The following is a 21693-nucleotide window of genomic DNA, read 5'->3' as shown; positions in this document are numbered from 1 at the left end:
GCACTGACACTCTGGCTGTGCAGCGGGTGTAACCGCTCATGATCGGATCACGTGACATCGACGTAACGGGCAATTCGTACGCTCAGCGGTAGCAGGCCCGGCACGGAGAAGGACACCGCAGGACGAGAAAGGCAGCACGTGACCACAACCCCCACGACCACGCAGGTACGGACCGTGTGCTCGTACTGCGGGGTGGGCTGCGGAATCGTGCTGGACGTCGGGCTCGGACCCGACGGCCGGCGTACGGTCTTCAAGGCCTCCGGGGACAAGGCGCACCCCGCGAACGCCGGGCGGCTGTGCACCAAGGGCGCGACGACCGCCGACATGCTCAGCGCACCCGGCCGGCTGACCACCGCGCTGGTCCGGGACGGCCTGGACGACCGGGGCGAGGAGCTGGTGCCCGCACCTGTCGCGGACGCCATCGCCGAGACCGCGCGGCGGCTGCGCGAGATCGTCGACGAGCACGGGCCGGACGCCGTCGCCTTCTATGTCTCCGGGCAGATGGGCCTGGAGGCCCAGTACCTGGCGAACAAGCTGGCGAAGGGGTTCGTCGGCACGAACCAGATCGAGTCGAACTCCCGGCTGTGCATGGCGAGCGCGGGCACCGGATACAAGCTGTCGCTGGGCGCCGACGGGCCGCCCGGCTCCTACGACGACTTCGACCACGCCGACGCCTTCCTTGTCATCGGTTCGAACATGGCCGACTGCCATCCGATCCTCTACCTGCGGATGATGGAGCGGGTGAAGGCGGGGGCGAAGCTCATCGTCGTCGATCCTCGGCGTACCGCCACCGCCGCCAAGGCCGATCTGTTCCTGCAGATCAAACCCGGCACGGATCTGGCCTTCCTCAACGGCCTGCTCCATCTCCTGCACGCGAACGGGCACACGGACCCGGAGTTCATCGCCGCCCACACCGAGGGCTGGGAGGAGATGCCCGCCTTCCTCGCCGACTACGCGCCGGATGCCGTCTCCGCGATCACGGGCATCCCCGAGGACGACATCCGGGAAGCGGCGCGGATCATCGGGGAGGCCAGTGCTTCGGGTGAGTGGATGAGCTGCTGGACCATGGGGCTCAACCAGTCCACGCACGGCACCTGGAACACGAACGCCCTGGTCAACCTGCATCTCGCCACCGGCGCGATCTGCCGTACCGGCAGCGGGCCGTTCTCCCTCACCGGGCAGCCGAACGCCATGGGCGGCCGGGAGATGGGGTACATGGGGCCGGGGCTTCCCGGGCAGCGGTCCGTGCTCGTGGACGAGGAGCGGGCGTTCGTCGAGGAGCTGTGGGAGCTGCCGGCCGGCACGCTCCGCAAGGACGGCGCCGGGCACGGCACGATCGAGATGTTCCGGCGGATGGCCGAGGGGCACATCAAGGCCTGCTGGATCATCTGCACCAACCCGGTCGCCTCGGTCTCCAACCGCCGTACGGTCATCGAGGGCCTGGAGGCCGCCGAGTTCGTCGTCACCCAGGACGTCTTCGCCGAGACCGAGACCAACGCGTACGCCGATGTCGTCCTGCCCGGCGCGATGTGGACCGAGGCGGAGGGCGTCCTCGTCAACAGCGAGCGCAGTCTCACCCTCGCCCAGGCGGCCGTCGACCCGCCCGGCGACGCCATGGCCGACTGGCGGATCATCGCGGCCGTCGCCCGCGCGATGGGGTTCGAGGGCTTCGCCTACGAGAGCGCGGAGGACGTCTTCGAGGAGCTCAAGCGGGCGTGGAACCCGAAGACCGGCTGGGATCTTCGCGGGGTCACGTACGAGCGGCTGCGGGAGACTCCCGTGCAGTGGCCGGCGCCTTCGGTGGACGGTCCCGCGCGCAACCCCATCCGGTATCGGGAGAGGTACGGCGACAACGGGGCCAAGGAGGGCGAGGGACTGCGGTTCCCGACCGCCAGCGGGCGCGGTGTCTTCCATGCCCGGCCGCATCTGCCCGCCGCCGAACTGCCCGACGACGACTTCCCGTTCGTCCTCAACACCGGGCGTGTGCAGCACCAGTGGCACACGCTGACGAAGACGGGGAAGGTCGCCAAGCTCAACAGGCTGAACTCCGGGCCGTTCGTGGAGGTGCATCCCGAGGACGCGCGGGAGTTGGGGGTCGTGGACGGCGACTCGGTCGAGGTCGCCTCACGGCGCGGGCGGGCCGTGCTGCCGGCCGTCGTCACGGACCGGGTGCGAAGGGGTTGCGTCTTCGCGCCCTTCCACTGGAACGACCTCTTCGGTGAATACCTCAGCATCAACGCGGTGACGAGCGACGCGGTCGATCCGCTGTCCCTGCAGCCGGAGTTCAAGGTGTGCGCGGTGTCCTTGGTCAAGGTTCACCGCCCCGAGTCCGAGGTACGGCACCCCGAGGCCCCCGAGCCGGTTCGTCCTCAAGTGCCGGTCGCAGTACCGGAGTTCGCGTTCACGCCCGCTCCCCCGCCCGTCCTCAGCTCGCAGGAACGCCAGTACCTCTCGGGCTTCCTCGCCGGGCTGCCCACCGGTGCCGTGGGCATTCCCGTGCTGCCCGCCTCCGCTCCCTTCAGCGCCGAGCACGCCGACTGGGTGAACGGGATGCTCGCCGGCATGTACTCCAGGGCCGTGGACACCCCGCCTCAGGAACGGGTCGGCGTGGGTGTCGAGGTCGACGGACGCGAAGTCGTCGTGCTGTGGGCCTCGCAGACCGGCAACGCCGAGGAACTCGCCGGTGCGGCGGCCGAGCGGCTCAACGCCGGTGGTCATCGGGCGAGGCTCGTCGGCATGGACGAGGCCGATGTGACCGCCCTCGCGCACAGTGCCGATCTCCTCTTCATCACCAGCACGTTCGGCGACGGCGACGCCCCCGACAACGGCTCCGGCTTCTGGGACTCGCTCTCCGGTGAGCAGGCACCGCGGCTGGACGGCGTGCGGTACGCCGTCCTGGCGCTGGGCGACTCCTCGTACGACGACTTCTGCGGGCACGGGCGCCGACTGGACGCGCGGCTCGACGAGTTGGGGGCGGTGCGGATCGCGCCGCGCACCGACTGCGAGCCCGACTTCGAGCCGTCGGCGGACGCATGGCTCGACCAGGTGCTCGACGTGCTGGACACGAAGGACGCGCAGGCCACGAAGGACGCGCAGAAGCCTCGTTCACCGCAGCAGCAGCCGACGGGTACGACGGTCGCCCCGGCCGCCGCTCCCGTCCCCTCTCCCGCTGTGCGGTCCGCCAGGCCCGCCCCCTCGCCCGCCCGGCTCGTGGGCAACCGGCTGCTCAGCCTGCCCGGCGCGACCAAGGAGGTACGCCGGTTCACCTTCGACACGAGCGGTACGGCACTGACGTACGAAGCGGGGGACGCGCTCGGGGTACGGCCCGTCAACTCCACTTCGCTGGTGGAGGAATGGCTGGCCGTGACCGGACTGGACGCGTCAACCGGCGTGACGGTGGAGGGAGTTGGCGAGTTCTCGCTCTCCGAGGCGTTGCACCGGCAGCTCGACATCACCCGTATCACGTCCGACCTGCTGCGCTTTGTCTCCGAACGGGCCCGGGACAACCGTGAGTTGAAGAAGCTGATGCGGTCCGACAACAAGGACGGGCTGGCCCGGTGGTCATGGGGGCGGCAGGCCGTCGACGTGGTCACCGAGTACGGGGTGCGGGCGTCCGCGCAGGAGTGGGTGAATGTGCTGCGGCGGCTTCAGCCCCGCCTGTACTCCATATCGTCGAGCCCGCTCGTCGACCCCACGCAGGTGTCGCTGACGGTGTCCGTGGTGCGGTACGAGAACCTGCACGGCCGGCCGCGCGGCGGAGTCTGCTCGCCCTTCCTGGCCGACGCCGGGCCGGACACGGCGGTGCCCGTCTTCGTCCAGCGCTCGCCCCACTTCAGGCCGCCCGCGGACGCCTCGACGCCGATGGTGATGGTCGGGCCCGGTACCGGAGTGGCGCCGTTCGTGGGGTTCCTGGAGGAGCGGCGGGCGCTCGGACACACGGCGCCGAACTGGCTGTTCTTCGGCGAGCAGCACCGCGCCACCGACTACTACTACGAGGACGAGCTGAACGGCCTGGTCGCCGAGGGCACCCTGTCCCGCCTGGACACGGCGTTCTCCCGCGACCAGCGCAACAAGGTCTACGTCCAGGACCGGATGCGCGAGCACGGACCCGAACTGTGGCACTGGCTCCAGGAGGGCGCCCACTTCTACGTCTGCGGCGACGCCTCCCGCATGGCCAAGGACGTCGACCGGGCACTTCGGGACATCGCGGTGGCACACGGCGGCCTCAGCGAGGACGAGGCGGGTGTGTACGTGAAGCAGCTGACGGCGGCGAAGCGCTATGTGCGAGACGTGTACTGAATGCCGTGAAGTAGACCAAGGCGCCACAAAAAACTACTGACGGACATTCTTACCGGCCTCACACCGGACCCTTCACCTCCACCCGCGTGCGGCACACCGGGCACGATTACCTTCCGGTGTCGTGCACTTGGCAGAAACAGCGCCGGACGTCGTGGCGAAGACCGGACCCCTGCGACCGCGGACCCCGGCCACCGCGCCGGAGGCCGACGCCCCCGCGCAGTGGCATCGCGTCCTGACGCTGCTCGCGACCGTCAGTCTGTTCATCGGTACGCGAGCGGTGTGGACACAGGCCGCCAGTCACCGGCTCGTCGTCGCCGCCGTCATCTCGCTCTGCTATCTGTCGATCCTGGTCAGCGGAGTGCTGGCGCTGACCGTGCGCCGGACGCGTTCGCTCGCCCGCCTCGACCTCTGCGTCCTGGCCACGGCCGTGACCCTGACCCTGTGCACGTTCGCCCTGAACCACGCCGGGGGCGACGAGGGCGTCCTCACCGCGCAGGCCGCCCGTGAACTGGTCGCCGGGCACCCCGTGTACGGGCAGCCCTGGCCCTGGCTCTTCCAGCACAACCCCGACGTCGCCCTGACCCCGACGATGAACGGCGGCTACGACCTCACCTACGGCTACCCGCCCCTGGCCCTGCTGCTGACCGCGCCGCTTCTGTGGCTCGGGCACGGCGCGCTCGCGGCGACCGCGGTGACGACCGGGGCCCTGCTCTTCGGTGCGGTCACGCTGTGGCGGCTGCTGCCGGTGCCGTGGCGGTCGGCGGCGACCATGGCATGCCTGGGCTTCGGCTTCCTGCCGAGTTACGCGCGGCTCGGCTACCCGGCGATCCTCGGGCTCGCGCTGCTCGTCCCGGTGGTGGTGCACTGGCCGCGGATCGGCGCCGGGGGGCGGCTGGGGTGGGGCGGCCTCGCGCGGGCCGCCTGTCTGGGCGCGGCCTGCGCGGCGCAGCAGCTGCCGTGGTTCCTCGTGCCGTTCCTGCTGGCCGGGATCTACGCGGTGCGCCGGGGCGAGCTGGGCGCGCGGCCCGCCGCCGGGGTGGTGCTGCGGATCGCCGGCACGGCGGTCACCGTATGGCTGCTGATCAACACGTACTTCGTCGTGAGCGAGCCGCGCACCTGGGCGGCCGGGGTCGCGCTGCCGCTGACGCAGAACGCGACGATCCACGGGCAGGGCCTGGTGGGCGTCGCGCTCTACTACACCGCCGGCAGCGATCGGCTGGCCTGGTACAGCCATGCGAGCATGCTGCTGACGGGGGCTCTGCTGGCACTGCTGGTGCTGTTCGTACGACGGCTGGGTCCGGCGGCTACGGTACTGCCGTGGTGCGCCTTCTTCCTGGCGACGCGTTCGCAGGACGGCTACTACCTGCTGATGACCCCGCTGTGGCTGGCTGCCGCGGTGACCGCACCGGCCGCGTCCTTCGCCGGCGCGTGGCAGCCCCGGCCGCGCTTCCTGTCGGGTCCGCGCAGGCGTCCGGCGCTGGTCGCGGCGGCCGGACTGCTCCTCGTACCGGCACTGGCGAGCGCGGCCGTGGCGGCGACGGGCTCGCCACCGCTGCGGATGCGGGTGACGAGGGTGCTCACGGTCCGCCCGGGCGCCGTGTCGGAGCTGACCCTCCGGGTCACGAACGTCGACGACAGCGCCCTCGCGCCCCACTTCACATTCACCACCGGCCAGGGCATGAGCCGGTGGTGGAAGGTGGTCCAGGGACCGGCCGCACTGCCCGCGCACGCGAGCGCCGTCTACCGGCTCCGGCCGCCCGGACCGGTGTTCCATGTGCCCCGGCGCCCGGGTACCCGGATCCGGCTGCGCGCCTTCACGGCGTCGCCGGACACCTTGTCGAGCATGGACGTCAGGCTGCCGGGCGAGCGGTCGTAGAGCCCTGCGGCACTGCCCCTCAGGCGGGGGTGCGGGTGAAGCGGAGGCTGGTCGTGACCGTCGTGAGGCCGCGGATCATGCCCAGCTGGTTCCAGCCCAGGCCGAACTGGTCCCGGTCCACGGTGAACTCGGCGTCCAGGGTGAGCGCGTCGGCACCGGCGTCGGTGAGGCGCGCGACGACGGTCGTGGGGCGGCTGATGCCGCGCACGGTCAACTGACCGTTGACGTGGACGGAGTCGCCGTCGCGGAGTTCGGCGCCGCGCACCGCGAAGGTGATCTCGGGGTGGTTCTCGGCGTCGAAGAAGTCAGCTCCGTGCAGGTGCTTGTCACGCTTGGCGTGCTTGGTGTCCAGGGAGGCGGCGTCCAGGGTCAGGGTGCCCGTGGCGGTGCCGTCGGGAAGGACCTCGCCACCGCCGCCGGTGATGGCGAAGGTGCCGTTCACGGTGACCAGGTTCCACATCGTCTTGTGCTTGATGGCGACGGTGGAGGCCGTCCGGTCGAGCTGCCACAGGCCTGTTTCCACGGCAACGGTCATGAGCTGTCTCCTGACAGGAACGAGGGTCGTGCAATTCGTGCGAGTCGCGTGACCCGAGTCATCCAAATTTGGATGACGGGGCGATGGCGCCACGCTAGCCCGTTATCCAAATATGAACAACCCCTCGTGCAAAATTGGACAACCGGTAGAATCGACGGCATGGCCGCCCCTCCCGAAGACTCCGCCGACCTGACCCGATGTACCGCCGCGCAGGAGGGCAGTCTGCTCCCGGCCGAGCTACGGGGCTGGATGGTCCTGCTGGCCGCGACCGGGGCGATCGAGCAGCGGCTCGGTCCCGTGCTCAAGGACACGCTCGGGGTCTCCCACGACGAGTTCCTGGTGCTGTGCCTGCTCGCGGACCGGCCCGACGGCGGGCTGCGGATGACCCGGATCGCGGAGCTGCTCGGACGCCCCAAGACCCGGCTCACCTATCAGATCGCCTGCCTCTCGCACGCCGGGCTGGTCACCCGGCGCTCGGTGTGCGGCGACAAGCGAGGCGTCGAGGTGGCCCTCACCGAGAAGGGCCGCCGCCTGTTCACGGGGACCTCGCCGACGCTCGCCGACACCGTGGCCTCGGGGCTCGCGCAGATCGGCCCCGAGGAGCGCGAGACGATGTGCGCGCTACTCCCCGAGGAACCCGAGAAAGCGGTCGCGGACGGGGAGAAGCGGTGACTCTCCTGTCGCGCCTTCCCTGGTCAGGCGGCCAGAACGGCCAACGGGCGCTCGTTCACGGCCTCGGACCCGGGCACGGACTCCGGCGCCGCCCGGCTCTCGGCCTCGGTGAGCAGGCCGACGAGGGTAGCGCGGGCCCGGGCCACGCGTGAACGCACCGTCCCCACCGGGCAGTCGCTGACCTCGGCCGCCTCCGCGTAGGGCAGCCCCATCAGCTGTGTGAGGACGAACGCCTCGCGCCGCTCGTCGGGCAGCGCGGCCAGCAGGTCGAGGAGAGCGACCCCGTCGTCGAAGCCGGGCAGCCCGCGCGGCTGGGCCAGTTCGACGGTCAGCCGCCAGTCCTCGGTGTCGTACAACCGGGGCCGGGCGGCGGCGTGCCGGAAGCTGTCGATCACCGCGCGCCGCGCGATGGCCATCAGCCAGGAGCGGGCCGAGGACCGCCCCTCGAACCGGTGCAGGCTGCCGAGCGCCCGCAGGAACGTGTCCTGGGCGAGGTCGTCGGCGGCCTGCGGATCGGCGCAGAGATGGGCGACGTACCGCACCACATCGCGGTGCAGGGCACCGACGAAGCGTTCGACGGCGACCGGATCGCCACCGCGGGCGGCGAGCGCCCAGGCGGTTATCGACTCGTCGGCCGAAGGGTTCGGGCAGGCCGGGGCGGTCGGGAGGGTCGGGTCGGGGAGTACAGGAGTGATCACCTGGTGTCCTTCTCGGATCATCCGGAATCCGGCGCGGCGGCCCGCGCGACGCGTTGCGGGGCAGCGCGACGCAGGAGCGATGCGATGCGCGCAGGATGGGCGCACGCCGCTACCGGGAGAGGGAGGACGGCCGTCCACGCAAGTGGGTACGGCCGAGGCCCGAGGCGCCTGCGGAGGCCGACGCGGAGTGTGTCGGCGCAACTGGAGCGGCCCCGGGGAACCGGCTGTCTCAGACGACAGCGATCCCCGTCGGCGGGCCCCGAGAAGTGATCGCGTGGACGAGCGGGAGCAGCCGCGGCGCCCGGTCCGAGCCACTGCGCCGCGGGCACGGCCGGGGGCGGTCCGGCGTCACGGGCCGCGCGAGCGCCAGCCGCAGCGGAGCTGCCAGCCGGCCGGCCACCGCCCGCAGGATGCGGAACGCGGCCCGTTCGCCGTGCGCCAGCCACAGACCGCACAGCAGTGCGGCGAGCGTGTGTGCGGCGAGCATGCCGTACGAGGACGACAGGACGTCCATGCCGTGGCCGCCGTGGGCCGCGTGACCCACGCCCGCACCCATGTCCATGCCCATGCCGCTGCCGGTATGGCCCATGTCCATGGAGTCCATCGGCATACCGGCGGAACCCGTGCCCGTGCTCCGGGTGTACGAGAACGCCGAGTGGAGCGCGCCCTGGGCGACGACCACCACGCCGACGACCAGGGGCAGTCCGCGCTCGCGGCCGGTCAGGCACCAGCCCGCGCCGCCCGTGACCAGGGCCCCGGCGGCCAGCGTCCACCAGGCGACGGTGGAGCCGGACATCAGCGCGTGACCGAGGGCGGCGAGCAGCACGCAGACGGCGGCGAAGACCGCGGCCCGTAGCGTGCGCGCACCCCACCCGGCTGTCATGGCGGCCCTCATCCTCCCATCCGGGGCTCGAACGTCACTGGCAGGTACGCAAAGTACCGATCAACCGTTCGGCGGGGTACCCCCGGCCGGTCGGCGAGGTTCCCCCGGACACTCGACGGACAGCCCGTCCGACCCGTGAACTCCCAGTCCAGAAGGCTGACGCGGAACGCTTCTCCGCCGAACGCAGGCCCGCACACTCAGATCGAACCCACAGTTCCTGTCAGCACCACCGACAAGCTTCCCGGACATGTTTTGAACGCGTTCAAATAATTGGGCTACTCTCGCTCCAACACGTTCCAAGTCCTGAGGGGGAGCCGTGAAGGTAGTCATACCCGGTGGAACCGGTCAGGTGGGTGGCATCCTGAACCGTGCTCTCACCGCTGCGGGTCACGACGTCACCGTCCTGACCCGGCGCCCGACGGGCGACCGTGAGATCGGCTGGGACGGCGAGACCCTGGGCGCCTGGGCCGAGGCGGTCGACGGCAGCGACGTCGTGATCAACCTGGCGGGCCGCAGCGTCAGCTGCCGCTACACGCCCGCCAATCTGCGGGCCATGATGGACTCGCGGGTGCACTCCGCCCGGGTCGTCGGCGAGGCGATCGCGGGCGCCGCGCGGCCTCCCCGGCTCTGGCTCCAGATGAGCACCGCCACCGTGTACGCCCACCGCTTCGACGCCCCGAACGACGAGGCGACCGGCGTCATCGGCGGCGCCGAACCCGGCGTACCGGACTACTGGGCCTACAGCGTCGACATCGCCAGGGCCTGGGAGAGGGCCCAGGACCAGGCGGCGACGCCCGCCACACGCAAGGTCGCCCTGCGGACCGCCATGGTGATGAGCCCGGACCGCGACGGTGTCCTCGACGTCCTGCTCCGGCTGGCCCGGCTCGGCCTCGGCGGCCCGGTCGCGGGCGGCGCGCAGTACGTGTCCTGGATCCACGACCACGACTTCGTACGCGCCGTCGAGTTCCTGGCCGACCGGGACGACCTCGCCGGACCGGTGAACCTCGCCGCTCCCCACCCCGTCCCGCAGCGCGCGTTCATGCACGCGCTGCGGGACGCGTGGGGCGTTCCGGTGGGCCTGCCCGCGACGCGGTGGATGGCGGAACTGGGCGCGTTCGCGCTCCGCTCGGACACCGAACTCCTGCTGAAGAGCCGCCGTGTCGTCCCGGGCCGGCTGCTCGACGCGGGCTTCACCTTCGAACACGCCGAGTGGCCCGAGGCCGCCACCGACCTCGTGCGCCGGGTGCGCGACAGGGCGGGGACGGGCGGCGCCCGGGCCCGGTTGTCGGCCATGAGGTCGGCGGGTCGGTGACCGGCCGAGGGCGGGCGAGTGAGCCCGCCGGTCCCGATCGGCGCACCTGGGCGGGGCACCGAAGCCGCTCATGACGACCCGCGCGTCGGACACGGGGCCTAAGGGGCAGCGGGAGACAGGCCCGCCGAGCAGTCGCCCAAGTGCCCCCTGGTGCACGGGCCGTCGAGGGCGAGAGGGAAGCTGGTCTCGATCAACTCTCCCTGGAGGTACGTGAGATGACGAGCCGTCTGCCGCGCCGTTCGGTGCTGGGTGGAATGATCGGCGGTGTGGCGCTGGCCGCGTCCGGCACGGGGGCCGGATCCGCACTGGCCGCACGACGCACACCGGGCGCCACCGGACAAGCCGCCCGCCGCCCGGAGCCGTACGTGCCGGTGGCCGTGGGCGCCGGCGGCGGGCCCACCGGGACGGACCGGGTGCATGTCCTCAAGGTCGGGCCCGACACGGCGGCGACCGTCCTCGTGCTGGTGCCCGGCATGTTCGGGGCCGCGAACGACTTCCGGCTGCTGGCCCGTGACCTGGTCGCGGCCGTGCCCGGGTTGCAGGTGTGGGCCCTCGACCGGCGGGAGGAGAACCTCGCCGACCGGTCGGGATTCGCGGGCCCGGACCCCCTCGCCCACTACCTCGACGGCCACTACCGCACCCAGGACCCGGCCGCCTCCCCCTTCGCCGCGCACTGGGGCCTGCCCCTGATGCTCGCCGATCTCCGGGCCGTCGTCCGGTCGGCGGGGCGCGGTGGCCGGCGCGTGGTGCTCGGCGGGCACTCGTGGGGTGCGACGACCGCGCTGGCGTACGCGGCCTGGGACTTCGACGGCTGCCCCGGATACCGGGACCTCGCCGGGCTGGTGGCCGTCGACGGCGGGGTGCTCGGGGCCTTCGACGGGACGGGCGACCCGGTCCACGACTCGCCGGAGGAGGTACGGGAGCGGCTGGCGGCCATCGACGCCGGGGCGGTCTTCGACCTGACCCTGAGCGGCGTGGGCCTTGGCAGCCGCGCTGAGAGCACCCAGATCTGGTACCAGCTCGCCGGTCACTACGCGCTCCACGACCCCGACGGCCCCTCGGTCCTCCAGCCCCGCCTGCCCGACGCCCTGCGCCTGCCGTACACCGTCACCAACGCGGGCCTGCTGGGCTTCTTCGTGGACGCGGGCTTCGGCTGGCCGAACGCCATCACCGTGCACTCCGGACACCTCGCCGACAGCGGGGACGTACGCGGCTGGGTCGACGCCGGCATCACACCGATAGGCCGGGTCGCGGCGGCGTACGCCGGTCCGGTGCCAGCCGTGTGGGAGTGGTACTGGCCGGCCCGGCTCTCCGTCGACCTGGACGTCACGGACGCCTACACCGACTCGGCGCTCGCCCGCTCCCTGGGCCTGCGCCTGCACCACGCCGACCGTCTCGACGTACCCCTGTACGCCTTCGGGACGAGCTACGCCAAGGGCACGATCGAGGAGGCGGCGCGCAGGGTAGTGACCGGCTCCCGTATCCCGTACGCCGCATACGAGACCGACACCGGTATGAACCACCTCGACCCGCTCTTCGCGGCCCCGGCCCACAACACCCTGACCCGCACACTCGCGGAGTTCCTGACGGGGCCGGGGGCGCGCTGACGAGAGTAGAACCGTCCGCCCGGTCCCTGCGGGGACCGGGCGGCGGCCGGTGTCGGCGCGGAGAACGAAACGGTTCAGATGTTCCAGACGCCTTGCCGGGCGGCGGCGTCGGCGTACTCGGAGAAGTCACGGGGAGCCCGGCCCAGAGCCCGCTGGACACCGTCGCCGACCGAGGCCAGGCCGCCTGAGCGGACGTAGTCGTACATGCCGACCGTCAACTGCACCCACTCCTCGGGCACACCCTGTGCCCGCTGCTCGTCCACGTACGCCTCCGGCGTCAACGGCACATAGCGGAGGTCGCGGCCGGTGGCCCGGGCGATCTCCGCGATCGTCTCCCCGAATGTCATCAGCCGGGGACCACTGAGCTCGTAGTGCCATCCTGCGTGTCCCGCCTCCGTGAGGGCGGCGACCGCCACCTCGGCGATGTCCTCTGCGTCGATGAACGCCTCCTTGCCGTCCCCTGTCGGCAACCTGAGCTCGCCGCTCAACACGGGGTCGAGCAAGAAGTCCTCGCTGAAGTTCTGGAAGAACCACCGCACCCGCAGCACCGTCCACTCCGCGCCCGCGTGCTCCAACGCCCGCTCCGCGGCCAGGACATGCTCCTGAGCAGGACCCCAGGCATCGGAGGGCGTCGACAGCAACACCATGTGCCGGGCTCCGGCGGCCGCGGCCCGCCGCACGAACGCGGCGATGTCCTCCGCGGCCTGCGGGCTGCCCAGCCCCGGGTGCACCAGGTACACCCCCGTCACGCCCCGCAGGGCCGGCTCCCAGGTGGAGCGGTCCGTCCAGTCGAAGGACGGCGTGCCGGAACGGGACGCCGCGCGAACCGTCACACCCCGCTTCTGAAGCAGCCGCGCCACCCTGCGGCCGGTCTTGCCCGTGGCCCCTGTCACCAGGATCATCTCGTCGCTCATGACCTCAACAGAACCAGCCGCCGACCGGCCGGGCCATGCTGTGCGGACTCATGTCCATATGCGTTCGTCTACCCTGACCGGCATGGATCCCATGGGACTGACCAGCACGGATCCGCTGACGGACCTCCTGAACGGGGTACGGACCAGTGGCGCCGTCTTCGATCAGTCCGCCCTGAGCGGCTCCTGGGCGACACGCTTCGAGGACGGCTCGCCGCTGGCCCTCGCCGTCCTCGTGCACGGCGCCGCCTGGATCACTCCTCAAGACGGCGACCCGGTCCGGATCGGCCCCGGGGATGTCGCCGTACTGTGCGGCGGCGCACCGTACGTGATCGCGGACGCCCTGGACACCGAACCGGATGTGGTGGTCCATCGCGGGGGCCGCCGCACGACCCCGCAGGGCGACGAACTGGCCGGCCCCCGTGTCCCGGGCGTCGACCCCCGGGACACGGAAGTCGCTGACGGCACGCTGCTGTTGAACGCTGTGTACACCGTGGACAGCGGTACCCCGGACCGGCTGCTCGCCGCGCTGCCGCCCCTGGCCGTCGTCGAGGCGCACGTGGGTGTCTGCCCGGTCGGTTGGGCAGTGTTCGAGGAGATCACCCGCGAGGAGCCCGGTCAGCAGGTCCTCCTGGACCGGACACTGGACCTGATGCTCATCACGGCCCTGCGTGCCTGGTTCACCCGCCCCGGCGCCCAGGTCCCCGCCTGGTACCGGGCGCACAGCGACCCCGTCGTCGGCCCCGTCCTACGGATGCTGCAGAGCGACCCCGCCCACCCGTGGACCCTGCCGGCCCTGGCGGCGAAGACCGGTGTGTCCCGGGCCAACCTGGCCCGCCGCTTCACGGCCCTCGTCGGACAACCGCCCATGACCTATCTGAGGGAACGCCGCCTCGCCCTGGCCGCCGACCTCCTGCGCAAGCCCGACGCCACGCTCGCCGCGGTGGCGACCCACGTCGGCTTCTCGAACGCCTTCGCTCTCAGCGCCGCGTTCAAAAGGGAGCACGGCGTCAGCCCGAGCGAGTACAGAGCGAGCGTCGGGTGAACTCCGCGGACCAGCAGTTCGGACGCCCTTGACGGCCGAAGCCCTTCCCCTCACGGGAGTCGAGCACCACCTCACTGGACCGACCGCCGAACTCCCCGAACTCCCCGAACCCGCTGAGCCCGGCAGACCAGGTCCGCCCGGCTCAGCCGGCGAGGCGGGGCCGGCCGACCGGGGTGGGAGCCACGCCGAGGTGTTCGAGCAACAGCCCTTCCCGGGTGGACCAGGGGCAGATCTCGACGCTCTTGGCCCCGCAGGCTTCCATGAGGGACTGCGCGATCAGGGCTCCGGCCAGCGACTGCTCGGCGCGGTGCCGGGAGATGCCAGGCAGCTTCGCCCGGTGGGACGGAGACGCGTCGGCCAACAGGGAGGCTGCCCTGCGCAGCTGGGGCAACGTCAACCGCCGTCTTGTGCGCGGTGTCCTGCTCTGGGCGGCGGCGAGCCGGGCGAGTTGCTCGAAGGTCTTGGAGGAGGCCAGCACCCGCCCTCCCGGCTCGGCCTGCGGCAGGCCGGGGACGGCTTCCAGGGACCTGCGGAGATGCTGCAGCACCTCCGTCAGGCAACGTCGGGACGGCACTGTGCCGCCGGGAAGCCAGTCCCGGGTGATCCTGCGGGCGCCCAGCGGGAGCGAGTGAACGACGCGGGGTTGGTCTCCGGTGCCGGCGGCGATCTCCAGGGTGCCACCGCCGATGTCCAGGACCAGCAACTGCCCGGCCGCCGGTCCGGCCCACTGGCGCGCCGCCACGTAGGCCAACCGCGCCTCCTCCTCGCCGGTCAGCACGCGCAGCCGGGTACCGGTGGCGCGTGCCACTCGCGCGATGACCTCGTCACGGTTGGGCGCGTCCCGGATGACGGAGGTCGCGAACGCGAAGACTTCCGGTCCACGCGGACGCGGATCGGCGGCGACGGCCTCGGCCACGGCCCGCTCGACACTCTTCATACCGGCCTTGTCCAGACGCCCCTTGCGATCGAGGGTCTCGTGCAGACTCAGCCGAACCTTGCGGGAGAACACCGGCTCCAGCACCGCACCCGGACGGCGCCTGACCACCGTCAGCAGAGCACTGTGGCACCCGACATCGAGCACACCCGCCTGCCGCATTCCCTCTCCTCCCCTGGACCCCGCACTCGACCCGACCGACGCCCTCTCCCCTCCTCCGACACCTTCTACGACAGCACGACGGGGATCGGGCCAGCAGGTAAGCATACCGTCACCGCCCGTGCACCCTCCGCCTCAGGCCCACGGCGCACCTCATCCGCACGGCCAGAACCTGCGGCTCAGGCGCCCTTGGCGACAGGCTCAAGAATCGCCACGCACTCCACATGATGAGTCATCGGAAACAGATCGAAGGCCCGCAGCGTCCGCACCCGATACCCCCCGTCCCGGAAGTACCCCAGGTCCCGGGCCAGCGCCGCCGGGTCGCAAGCCACATACGCGATCTTCCGCGCCCCCAGTTTCACCAACTGCTCGACCGTCTTCCGGCCGGCCCCCGCCCGCGGCGGGTCCAGGACGATCAGATCCACCTCGGTGATGCCCGTGCGCGGCAGAACCGCCTCGACCTTGCCCTGTTCGATGCGTACGCGTTCGAAGGCGGCGAGGTTGTGCCGGGCGTCCTCGACCGCGCGCTTGCCCGACTCGATGCCGAGGACCGCGCCCTTGTCGCCGATCCGGTCGGCGAGGGCGCCCGCGAAGAGGCCGACGCCACAGTAGAGGTCGAGGGCCATGTCTCCCTTGCGCGGGAGCAGGCCCTGCATGACCGCCTTCGTCAGCACGTCCGCCGCCGCCGGGTGGACCTGCCAGAAGCCGCCGCTGCCGACCCGGTGCGTACGGCCGTCGGCGCGCTCGCGGACGAAGGCGCGGCCGTGGACGCGGTGGATGCCGCCGTCGTGCTCCTCTACCCGCATGACGGAGACGGGCTTGTCGAGCTCGACCAGGGGCAGACGGGCGCCCGGCTTCGGCTCCAGGATGACCATGCGGTCCTGCGATCCGGTCGCGGCGATCACGTCGACGGACTCCATGCCGGACCAGTCACGCTCCTCGATGCCCAGCTCGCTGACGCCCGGCGCCGCGATCATGCAGTGCTCGATCGGCTCGACCTCGTGCGAACGGTGCCGCCGCAGCCCGGCGTTGCCGTCCGCGTCCACCGCGTACTGAACCCTCGTACGCCACTGGGGGACTTCGCCGGGCGGCAGCTTGTCGCCCTCGGCCGGCATCACCGTGCCGTCCCAGCCGGCCTCCTCCGGGGTCAGGCCGGCGAGCCGCTGCAGCTGTTCGGTGATGACCTCGCCCTTGAGGCGGCGCTGGGCGCCCGGCTTGGCGTGCTGCCAGTCGCAGCCGCCGCAGCGGCCGGGGCCGGCGTACGGACAGGGGGCCTCGACCCGGTCCTTGGACGCCGTCAGCACCTCCACCGCGTCGGCGCGCAGGAACCGCGCGCCTTCCTCTCCCTCGGTCACCCTGGCCACGACGCGCTCACCGGGCAGCGTGTGCCGGACGAAGAGCACCTGGCCGTCGTCCGTACGGGCGACACAGTGGCCGCCATGGGCGACAGGACCGACCTCGACCTCGTACTCCTGCCCCGCCAGCGATTTCTTCGGTTCTGCCTGCATGGCGGGGTGACTCCAGGGGAGAGAAAAGGGAACGGCCGGACAACAGCCCACCAGTCTACGTGGGTGCCGCCCGACCACTCACCACAAGCCCGTACCGGGCCGTCCCCGGCTCGTCAGCTCTTCGCGCTCGGTTCCTGCGTCCGCTCCTCGGCGGGCCCGCGCCGGACGGATCCGGGCGCGTTCCAGTCCTGCCGCTTCCGGGCCCGCTTCTTGGCCACCTCGGACGACTGGAGCTGGTAGGGCACCGACGTCACCATGACGCCCGGGGTGAACAGCAGGCGCCCCTTGAGCCGCAGCGCGCTCTGGTTGTGCAGCAGCTGCTCGTACCAGTGGCCGACCACGTACTCCGGGATGATCACGGACACGGCGTCGCGCGGCGACTCCCGGCGCAGCCCCTTCACGTACTCGATCACCGGTCGGGTGATCTCCCGGTACGGCGAGTCGAGCACCTTCAGCGGGACGGTGATCCCCCGGCGCTCCCACTCCTCCTGCAGCGCCTTCGTCTCCGCCGGATCGACGTTGACGCTGAGCGCCTCCAGCGTGTCGGAGCGCATCAGTTTCGCATACGCGAGCGCGCGCAGCGTGGGCCGGTGGATCTTCGAGATCAGAACGACCGAGTGCACCCGGGACGGCCGTACGCTGTCGTCGCTCGGGCCCTCCGGGGCGGCGATCTCCTCGGAGACCCGGTCGTAGTGCTTGCGGATCGCCGTCATCACCGCGTAGAAGATCACCATGCCGAGCAGCGCCACCCAGGCGCCGTGCGTGAACTTCGTACCCAGTACGACGACCAGCACCAGCCCGGTGAAGAAGGCGCCGAAGGTGTTGATGGCGCGGGAGCGGACCATGCGCCGGCGCTTCATCTGGTCCTTCTCGGTGGCCAGGTGCCGGTTCCAGTGCCGGACCATGCCGGTCTGGCTGAGCGTGAAGGACACGAACACGCCGACGATGTACAGCTGGATGAGGCGGGTCGAGTCCGCTCCGTAGATCCACACCAGCAGGACGGCCGCGCCGGCGAGCAGCACGATGCCGTTGGAGAAGGCGAGCCGGTCGCCGCGCGTGTGCAGCTGGCGCGGGAGATAGCGGTCCTGCGCGAGGATCGAGCCGAGCAGCGGGAAGCCGTTGTACGCGGTGTTGGCGGCCAGGAAGAGCACCAGCGCGGTGGCGGCGGCCAGCAGGATGAAGAAGAAACTGCCGTCGCCGAACACGGCCTCCGCGACCTGTGAGATCACCGGGTTCTGGACGTAGCCGGAGCCGACCTCGACTCCCTTGTCCAGCAGGTCGTGCGCGGGGTTCTCGGCCATCCGCACCTTGGTGGTCATGGCCAGCACGATGATCCCGCAGAACATGGTGACGGCGAGGAGACCCATCGCCGCGAGCGTGGTCGCCGCGTTCTTGGACTTGGGCTTGCGGAAGGCCGGTACACCGTTGGAGATGGCCTCGACACCGGTGAGCGCGGCACAGCCGGAGGAGAAGGCCCGCAGCAGCAGGAACACGAGTGCGAACCCGGCCAGTCCCTGATGTTCTGCCTTGATCTCGTAGCCGGCCGTCGGCGCGCGCATGTGATCGCCCAGCACCAGGCCGCGGAAGGCGCCCCACGCGATCATGATGAAGACGCCCGCGACGAACACGTACGTCGGAATCGCGAACAGCTTCCCGGACTCCTTGACGCCCCGCAGGTTCATCAGCGTCAGCAGCACGATGACGGCGACCGCGCAGAACACCTTGTGCTCGACGACGAAGGGGACGGCGGAACCGAGGTTCTCGATGCCCGAGGAGATCGACACGGCGACGGTCAGGACGTAGTCGACGAGCAGCGCGCTGGCGACCGTGAGGCCGGCCTTGGGACCGAGGTTGGTGTTCGCCACCTCGTAGTCGCCGCCGCCGCTCGGGTACGCGTGCACGTTCTGCCGGTAGGAGGCGACCACAGTGAACATCAGTACGACGACAGCGAGTGCGATCCACGGGCTGAAGTGGTACGCCGACACGCCCGCGATCGACAGGACCAGCAGCACTTCCCCGGGAGCGTAGGCAACGGAGGAGAGCGGGTCGGAGGCGAAGACGGGGAGAGCGATGCGCTTCGGCAGGAGCGTTTCGCCGAGCCGATCACTGCGCAGTGCGCGCCCGATCAGGATCCGTTTGGGCACGTCGGTCAGTTTGGACACGGACAGGATCGTAAGCTCCCCGCCTTGTTCTGGGCACATCCGGGTGAAAACCCGACGGTCCGTCGAGTGAAATCCCGGCATCCGAGACAGGCGAACACCCCTGGGACCGCGTCCTCATGGCTATATGACGAAACCACAGCACCCTTTATGTCACCTTTAGCCGCTTTTCCGGCTTCCCTGCTGCCCCTCTTGCCCGGGAGACCCCATGCCGCATCTCGCCGCGGAGCTGATCGGTGCCGCCGCCGCACTCGTCGTTCTCACCCTTCTGACCGTGGCCAGTGTGCGCAGCATCAGCCGCAGGTAGGCGGCCCACGGGCACACACGGAGTACACGCGGGGGTGCCGTCCGACGACCGTGCGTGTGTAGCTTGGGCAGGGGTCTGAGACCCTGTTCAAGCCAAGTCGACAACGGCGGGCCTTGACATCGGATCGGAAGGACGGTCGTGCACATCGTCATCATGGGCTGCGGCAGAGTGGGTTCCGCTCTCGCGCAGACCCTGGAGCAACAGGGGCACACGGTCGCCGTGATCGACCAGGACCCCACCGCCTTCCGACGACTGGGCTCCGGGTTCGGCGGCCGTCGTGTCACCGGAGTCGGCTTCGACCAGGACACCCTTCGCGAGGCCGGCATCGAGGACGCCGGCGCGTTCGCCGCCGTCTCCAGCGGTGACAACTCGAACATCATCGCCGCCCGGGTGGCCCGCGAGATGTTCGGCATCGAGAACGTCGCGGCCCGCATCTACGACCCCCGCCGCGCCGAGGTCTACCAGCGCCTGGGCATCCCGACCGTCGCCACGGTCCGCTGGACGGCCGACCAGATGCTACGCCGGCTGCTGCCGTCCGGTGCGGAGCCGCTGTGGCGCGATCCCACGGGTGGCGTCCAGCTCGCCGAGGTGCACGCGTCGTCGGCCTGGGTGGGCCACAAGATCAGCAGGATGCAGGACGAGACCGGTGTGCGCGTCGCCTTCCTCACCCGGCTGGGCGAGGCGGTCCTGCCCACCTCGCAGACGGTGCTCCAGGAGGGCGACCTGGTGCACGTGATGATGCGTACGGACGACGTCGAGAAGGTCGAGGCGTCGTTCGCCGAAGGCCCCGAAGAGGAGGCCGGTCACTGATGAGGGTCGCCATTGCCGGTGCCGGTGCCGTCGGCCGCTCGATCGCGGGCGAGCTGCTGGAGAACGGTCACGAGATCCTGCTGATCGACAAGGCCCCCACGGCCATCTCGGTCGAACGAGTCCCCCAGGCGGAGTGGCTGCTGGCCGACGCCTGCGAGATCACGTCCTTGGACGAGGCGGCGTTGCAGCGATGCAACGTCGTGATCGCCGCGACGGGCGACGACAAGGTGAACCTGGTCGTTTCCCTGCTCGCGAAGACGGAGTACGGCGTTCCGCGCGTCGTCGCCCGGGTCAACAACCCCAAGAACGAGTGGCTGTTCAACGAGTCCTGGGGTGTGGACGTGGCGGTCTCCACCCCCCGCCTGATGTCGGCCCTGGTCGAGGAGGCGGTGAGCGTCGGCGACCTGGTACGCCTGCTCCGCTTCAGCCACGGCGACGCGAACCTGGTCGAACTGACCCTCCCCCCGGAGTCCGCGCTGGCCGGTATTCAGGTCGGCGACGTGGAGTGGCCGGAGGACACGTCCCTGGTGACGATCATCCGCGGCACCCGGGTCCTCACCCCGTCCCGGGAGGACTCACTGGAACCCGGCGACGAACTCCTGTTCGTAGCCGCCCAGGCCAGGGAGGAACAGCTGGAGGACCTCCTGTCGGTACGCAAGGAGGAAGCCCCGAGCTGATTGATTTCAGCCCGTCCGGCGCTTGAGGACGAGGCCCCTTCAGGGCCGAAGCGGGGGTCTGGGGGCGCAGCCCCCAGGGATGGGACGGGTAGGGGCGGCGGGGGCGAAACACCCCGACGCCCGCCCCCACTCCCCATACCCGGAAGCTACTCGGAAGAAGAAGCCGCAGCCTTCCGCTCCTCGGCCGCCCGCTCCTCCGCCTCCATCTCCGCGAACACGTCGATCGGCGCCGGCGCCTTCGCCAGGAACACCCATGTGAGCCACACGGCCAGCAGGAACGGCGGGATCTTCAACGCCACCAGGACCCAGCCGAGCGACGCCGTGTCCGCCCACAGGTACAGCGGGAAGAGAATCGCGCACTTGGCGAGCAGGATCAGCCCCCACGCCCAACTGGCCTTCGCGTAGGCCTTCTTGCGCCCCGGATTCCGCGTACGCCAGGAGAGGTTCTCCTTGAAGACCGGGCCGAGGATCAGCCCGAGCAGCGGAACACCGCACAGCGTCGTGATGATGTACGCCAGCGCCAGCCCCAGCGTGTAGAGCATGCCGGGCAGATAGAAGTCCTTGGCATTGCCCGTCATCATGGCGAAGACGACGCCGAAGGCGACACCGAAGACACCGCTGAAGGCATGCTTGACGGTGTCCTTCTTGACGAGGCGCACCACGACCAGCAGCACCGAGACTGCGAGGGCCGCGATGGCCGACGAGTGCAGGTCCTTCTTGATCGTGTAGATCGTGACGAAGAGCAGCCCCGGCAGGACCGTCTCGATCATGCCCCGCAGACCGCCGAACGCCTCGAAGAGCGCGGCCTCGGTCACCGCCCTGGAATCCTGCTGGGCGTCTTCGGTCGGCTTGTCGAGCGAGGTCACCGGCTACTCCCGTCCGAGGGGTCTCAGTTCGTATTTCGGATTGAACAGCACACGCCGGCCCCGGCTCATCGAGATCCGCCCCGACGCGATCAGCTTGCGCCCCGGCTCTATCCCGACGATGGAACGCCTGCCGAGCCACACCACGTCCAGCGCGGCCGAACCGTCGAAGAGCTCGGCCTCCAGGGCCGGAACCCCCGCCCTCGGCCGCAGCGTGACCGTGCGCAACGTACCAGTAACCGTCACTATCTGTCGGTCGTGGCAGTCACCGATACGCGTACAGCCCGCGGTCGCGGTGTCCTCGCGCAGCTCCTCGGACTCCAGGTCCTCCTGGGACGAGGAGAGCCGGTCGAGCATGCGCCGGAACCGGCCCACCGGCTTCTCGGAACGAGGAACAGCACTCATACCTGAAGCGTACCGGCGCCCACCGACACCGAC

At 70.8% G+C, this 21693-nt stretch carries 17 protein-coding genes; 8 read left to right on the top strand and 9 right to left on the bottom strand.

What is annotated here, in order from left to right:
- Window positions 1-138 precede the first annotated feature (138 nt).
- Both OHN74_RS32815 and OHN74_RS32810 read left to right on the top strand, forming a co-directional pair.
- Window positions 139-4299, top strand: a complete 4161-nt coding sequence (locus OHN74_RS32815) for a bifunctional nitrate reductase/sulfite reductase flavoprotein subunit alpha (protein WP_327698175.1) — start codon at window positions 139-141, stop codon at window positions 4297-4299.
- Between the two features lie 121 nt (window positions 4300-4420).
- Window positions 4421-6175: a hypothetical protein gene (locus OHN74_RS32810; protein WP_443060484.1), complete on the top strand. Its 1755-nt coding sequence runs from the start codon at window positions 4421-4423 to the stop codon at window positions 6173-6175.
- A 19-nt stretch (window positions 6176-6194) separates the two neighbouring features.
- Here the strand turns inward: OHN74_RS32810 and OHN74_RS32805 are convergent, their stop codons facing one another.
- Window positions 6195-6710, bottom strand: coding sequence for a YceI family protein (locus tag OHN74_RS32805; protein ID WP_327698174.1), 516 nt, complete (start codon window positions 6708-6710; stop codon window positions 6195-6197).
- A gap of 159 nt (window positions 6711-6869) precedes the next feature.
- Between OHN74_RS32805 and OHN74_RS32800 the strand changes: the two genes are divergently transcribed.
- Window positions 6870-7382, top strand: coding sequence for a MarR family winged helix-turn-helix transcriptional regulator (locus OHN74_RS32800; RefSeq protein WP_327698173.1), 513 nt, complete (start codon window positions 6870-6872; stop codon window positions 7380-7382).
- Window positions 7383-7405: 23 nt separating this feature from the next.
- Here the strand turns inward: OHN74_RS32800 and OHN74_RS32795 are convergent, their stop codons facing one another.
- Entirely contained in the window at window positions 7406-8080 is a 675-nt protein-coding gene (locus OHN74_RS32795; protein WP_443060483.1) for a sigma-70 family RNA polymerase sigma factor, read from the bottom strand.
- A 229-nt stretch (window positions 8081-8309) separates the two neighbouring features.
- On the bottom strand, window positions 8310-8963 hold the full coding sequence (locus tag OHN74_RS32790) for a hypothetical protein (RefSeq protein WP_327698171.1): 654 nt from the start codon (window positions 8961-8963) through the stop codon (window positions 8310-8312).
- A gap of 316 nt (window positions 8964-9279) precedes the next feature.
- Between OHN74_RS32790 and OHN74_RS32785 the strand changes: the two genes are divergently transcribed.
- On the top strand, window positions 9280-10275 hold the full coding sequence (locus OHN74_RS32785) for a TIGR01777 family oxidoreductase (protein WP_327698170.1): 996 nt from the start codon (window positions 9280-9282) through the stop codon (window positions 10273-10275).
- A 215-nt stretch (window positions 10276-10490) separates the two neighbouring features.
- Window positions 10491-11882 (top strand): alpha/beta hydrolase, encoded by a 1392-nt coding sequence (locus OHN74_RS32780; protein WP_327698169.1) that lies wholly within the window; start codon window positions 10491-10493, stop codon window positions 11880-11882.
- A 74-nt stretch (window positions 11883-11956) separates the two neighbouring features.
- Here OHN74_RS32780 and OHN74_RS32775 read toward each other — a convergent pair whose 3' ends face one another.
- Window positions 11957-12796, bottom strand: coding sequence for an NmrA family NAD(P)-binding protein (locus tag OHN74_RS32775; RefSeq protein ID WP_327698168.1), 840 nt, complete (start codon window positions 12794-12796; stop codon window positions 11957-11959).
- Between the two features lie 82 nt (window positions 12797-12878).
- On the opposite strand from OHN74_RS32775, the gene OHN74_RS32770 reads away from it, so the two are divergent.
- On the top strand, window positions 12879-13838 hold the full coding sequence (locus OHN74_RS32770; protein ID WP_327698167.1) for an AraC family transcriptional regulator: 960 nt from the start codon (window positions 12879-12881) through the stop codon (window positions 13836-13838).
- A gap of 142 nt (window positions 13839-13980) precedes the next feature.
- Here the strand turns inward: OHN74_RS32770 and OHN74_RS32765 are convergent, their stop codons facing one another.
- The 3 genes from OHN74_RS32765 to OHN74_RS32755 form a co-directional block, all read right to left on the bottom strand.
- The gene (locus tag OHN74_RS32765) at window positions 13981-14934 is read right to left on the bottom strand and encodes a Ppx/GppA phosphatase family protein (RefSeq protein ID WP_327698166.1); all 954 of its coding nucleotides are present in this window, start codon (window positions 14932-14934) and stop codon (window positions 13981-13983) included.
- A 176-nt stretch (window positions 14935-15110) separates the two neighbouring features.
- Complete coding sequence (locus tag OHN74_RS32760; RefSeq protein WP_327698165.1) at window positions 15111-16439, bottom strand: class I SAM-dependent RNA methyltransferase; 1329 nt, start codon at window positions 16437-16439, stop codon at window positions 15111-15113.
- 113 nt (window positions 16440-16552) lie between these two features.
- Window positions 16553-18601 carry an APC family permease gene (locus OHN74_RS32755; RefSeq protein ID WP_327698164.1) on the bottom strand — a complete coding sequence of 683 codons (2049 nt, stop codon included), beginning with the start codon at window positions 18599-18601 and terminating at the stop codon, window positions 16553-16555.
- Window positions 18602-19043: 442 nt separating this feature from the next.
- On the opposite strand from OHN74_RS32755, the gene OHN74_RS32750 reads away from it, so the two are divergent.
- On the top strand, window positions 19044-19715 hold the full coding sequence (locus tag OHN74_RS32750) for a potassium channel family protein (protein ID WP_327698163.1): 672 nt from the start codon (window positions 19044-19046) through the stop codon (window positions 19713-19715).
- Window positions 19715-20392, top strand: coding sequence for a potassium channel family protein (locus tag OHN74_RS32745; RefSeq protein ID WP_327698162.1), 678 nt, complete (start codon window positions 19715-19717; stop codon window positions 20390-20392). The genes OHN74_RS32750 and OHN74_RS32745 overlap by 1 nt, the downstream gene beginning before the upstream one ends.
- 146 nt (window positions 20393-20538) lie before the next feature.
- Here the strand turns inward: OHN74_RS32745 and OHN74_RS32740 are convergent, their stop codons facing one another.
- Both OHN74_RS32740 and OHN74_RS32735 read right to left on the bottom strand, forming a co-directional pair.
- Window positions 20539-21258 carry a DUF3159 domain-containing protein gene (locus OHN74_RS32740; RefSeq protein WP_327698161.1) on the bottom strand — a complete coding sequence of 240 codons (720 nt, stop codon included), beginning with the start codon at window positions 21256-21258 and terminating at the stop codon, window positions 20539-20541.
- A 3-nt stretch (window positions 21259-21261) separates the two neighbouring features.
- The gene (locus OHN74_RS32735; protein ID WP_053848505.1) at window positions 21262-21660 is read right to left on the bottom strand and encodes an OB-fold nucleic acid binding domain-containing protein; all 399 of its coding nucleotides are present in this window, start codon (window positions 21658-21660) and stop codon (window positions 21262-21264) included.
- Between the last annotated feature and the right edge of the window lie 33 nt (window positions 21661-21693).

Origin of the sequence: Streptomyces sp. NBC_00459, from assembly GCF_036013955.1 — a bacterium.
Taxonomy (GTDB): Bacteria; Actinomycetota; Actinomycetes; order Streptomycetales; family Streptomycetaceae; genus Streptomyces.
This window is presented reverse-complemented; position numbering and strand designations above follow the sequence as displayed.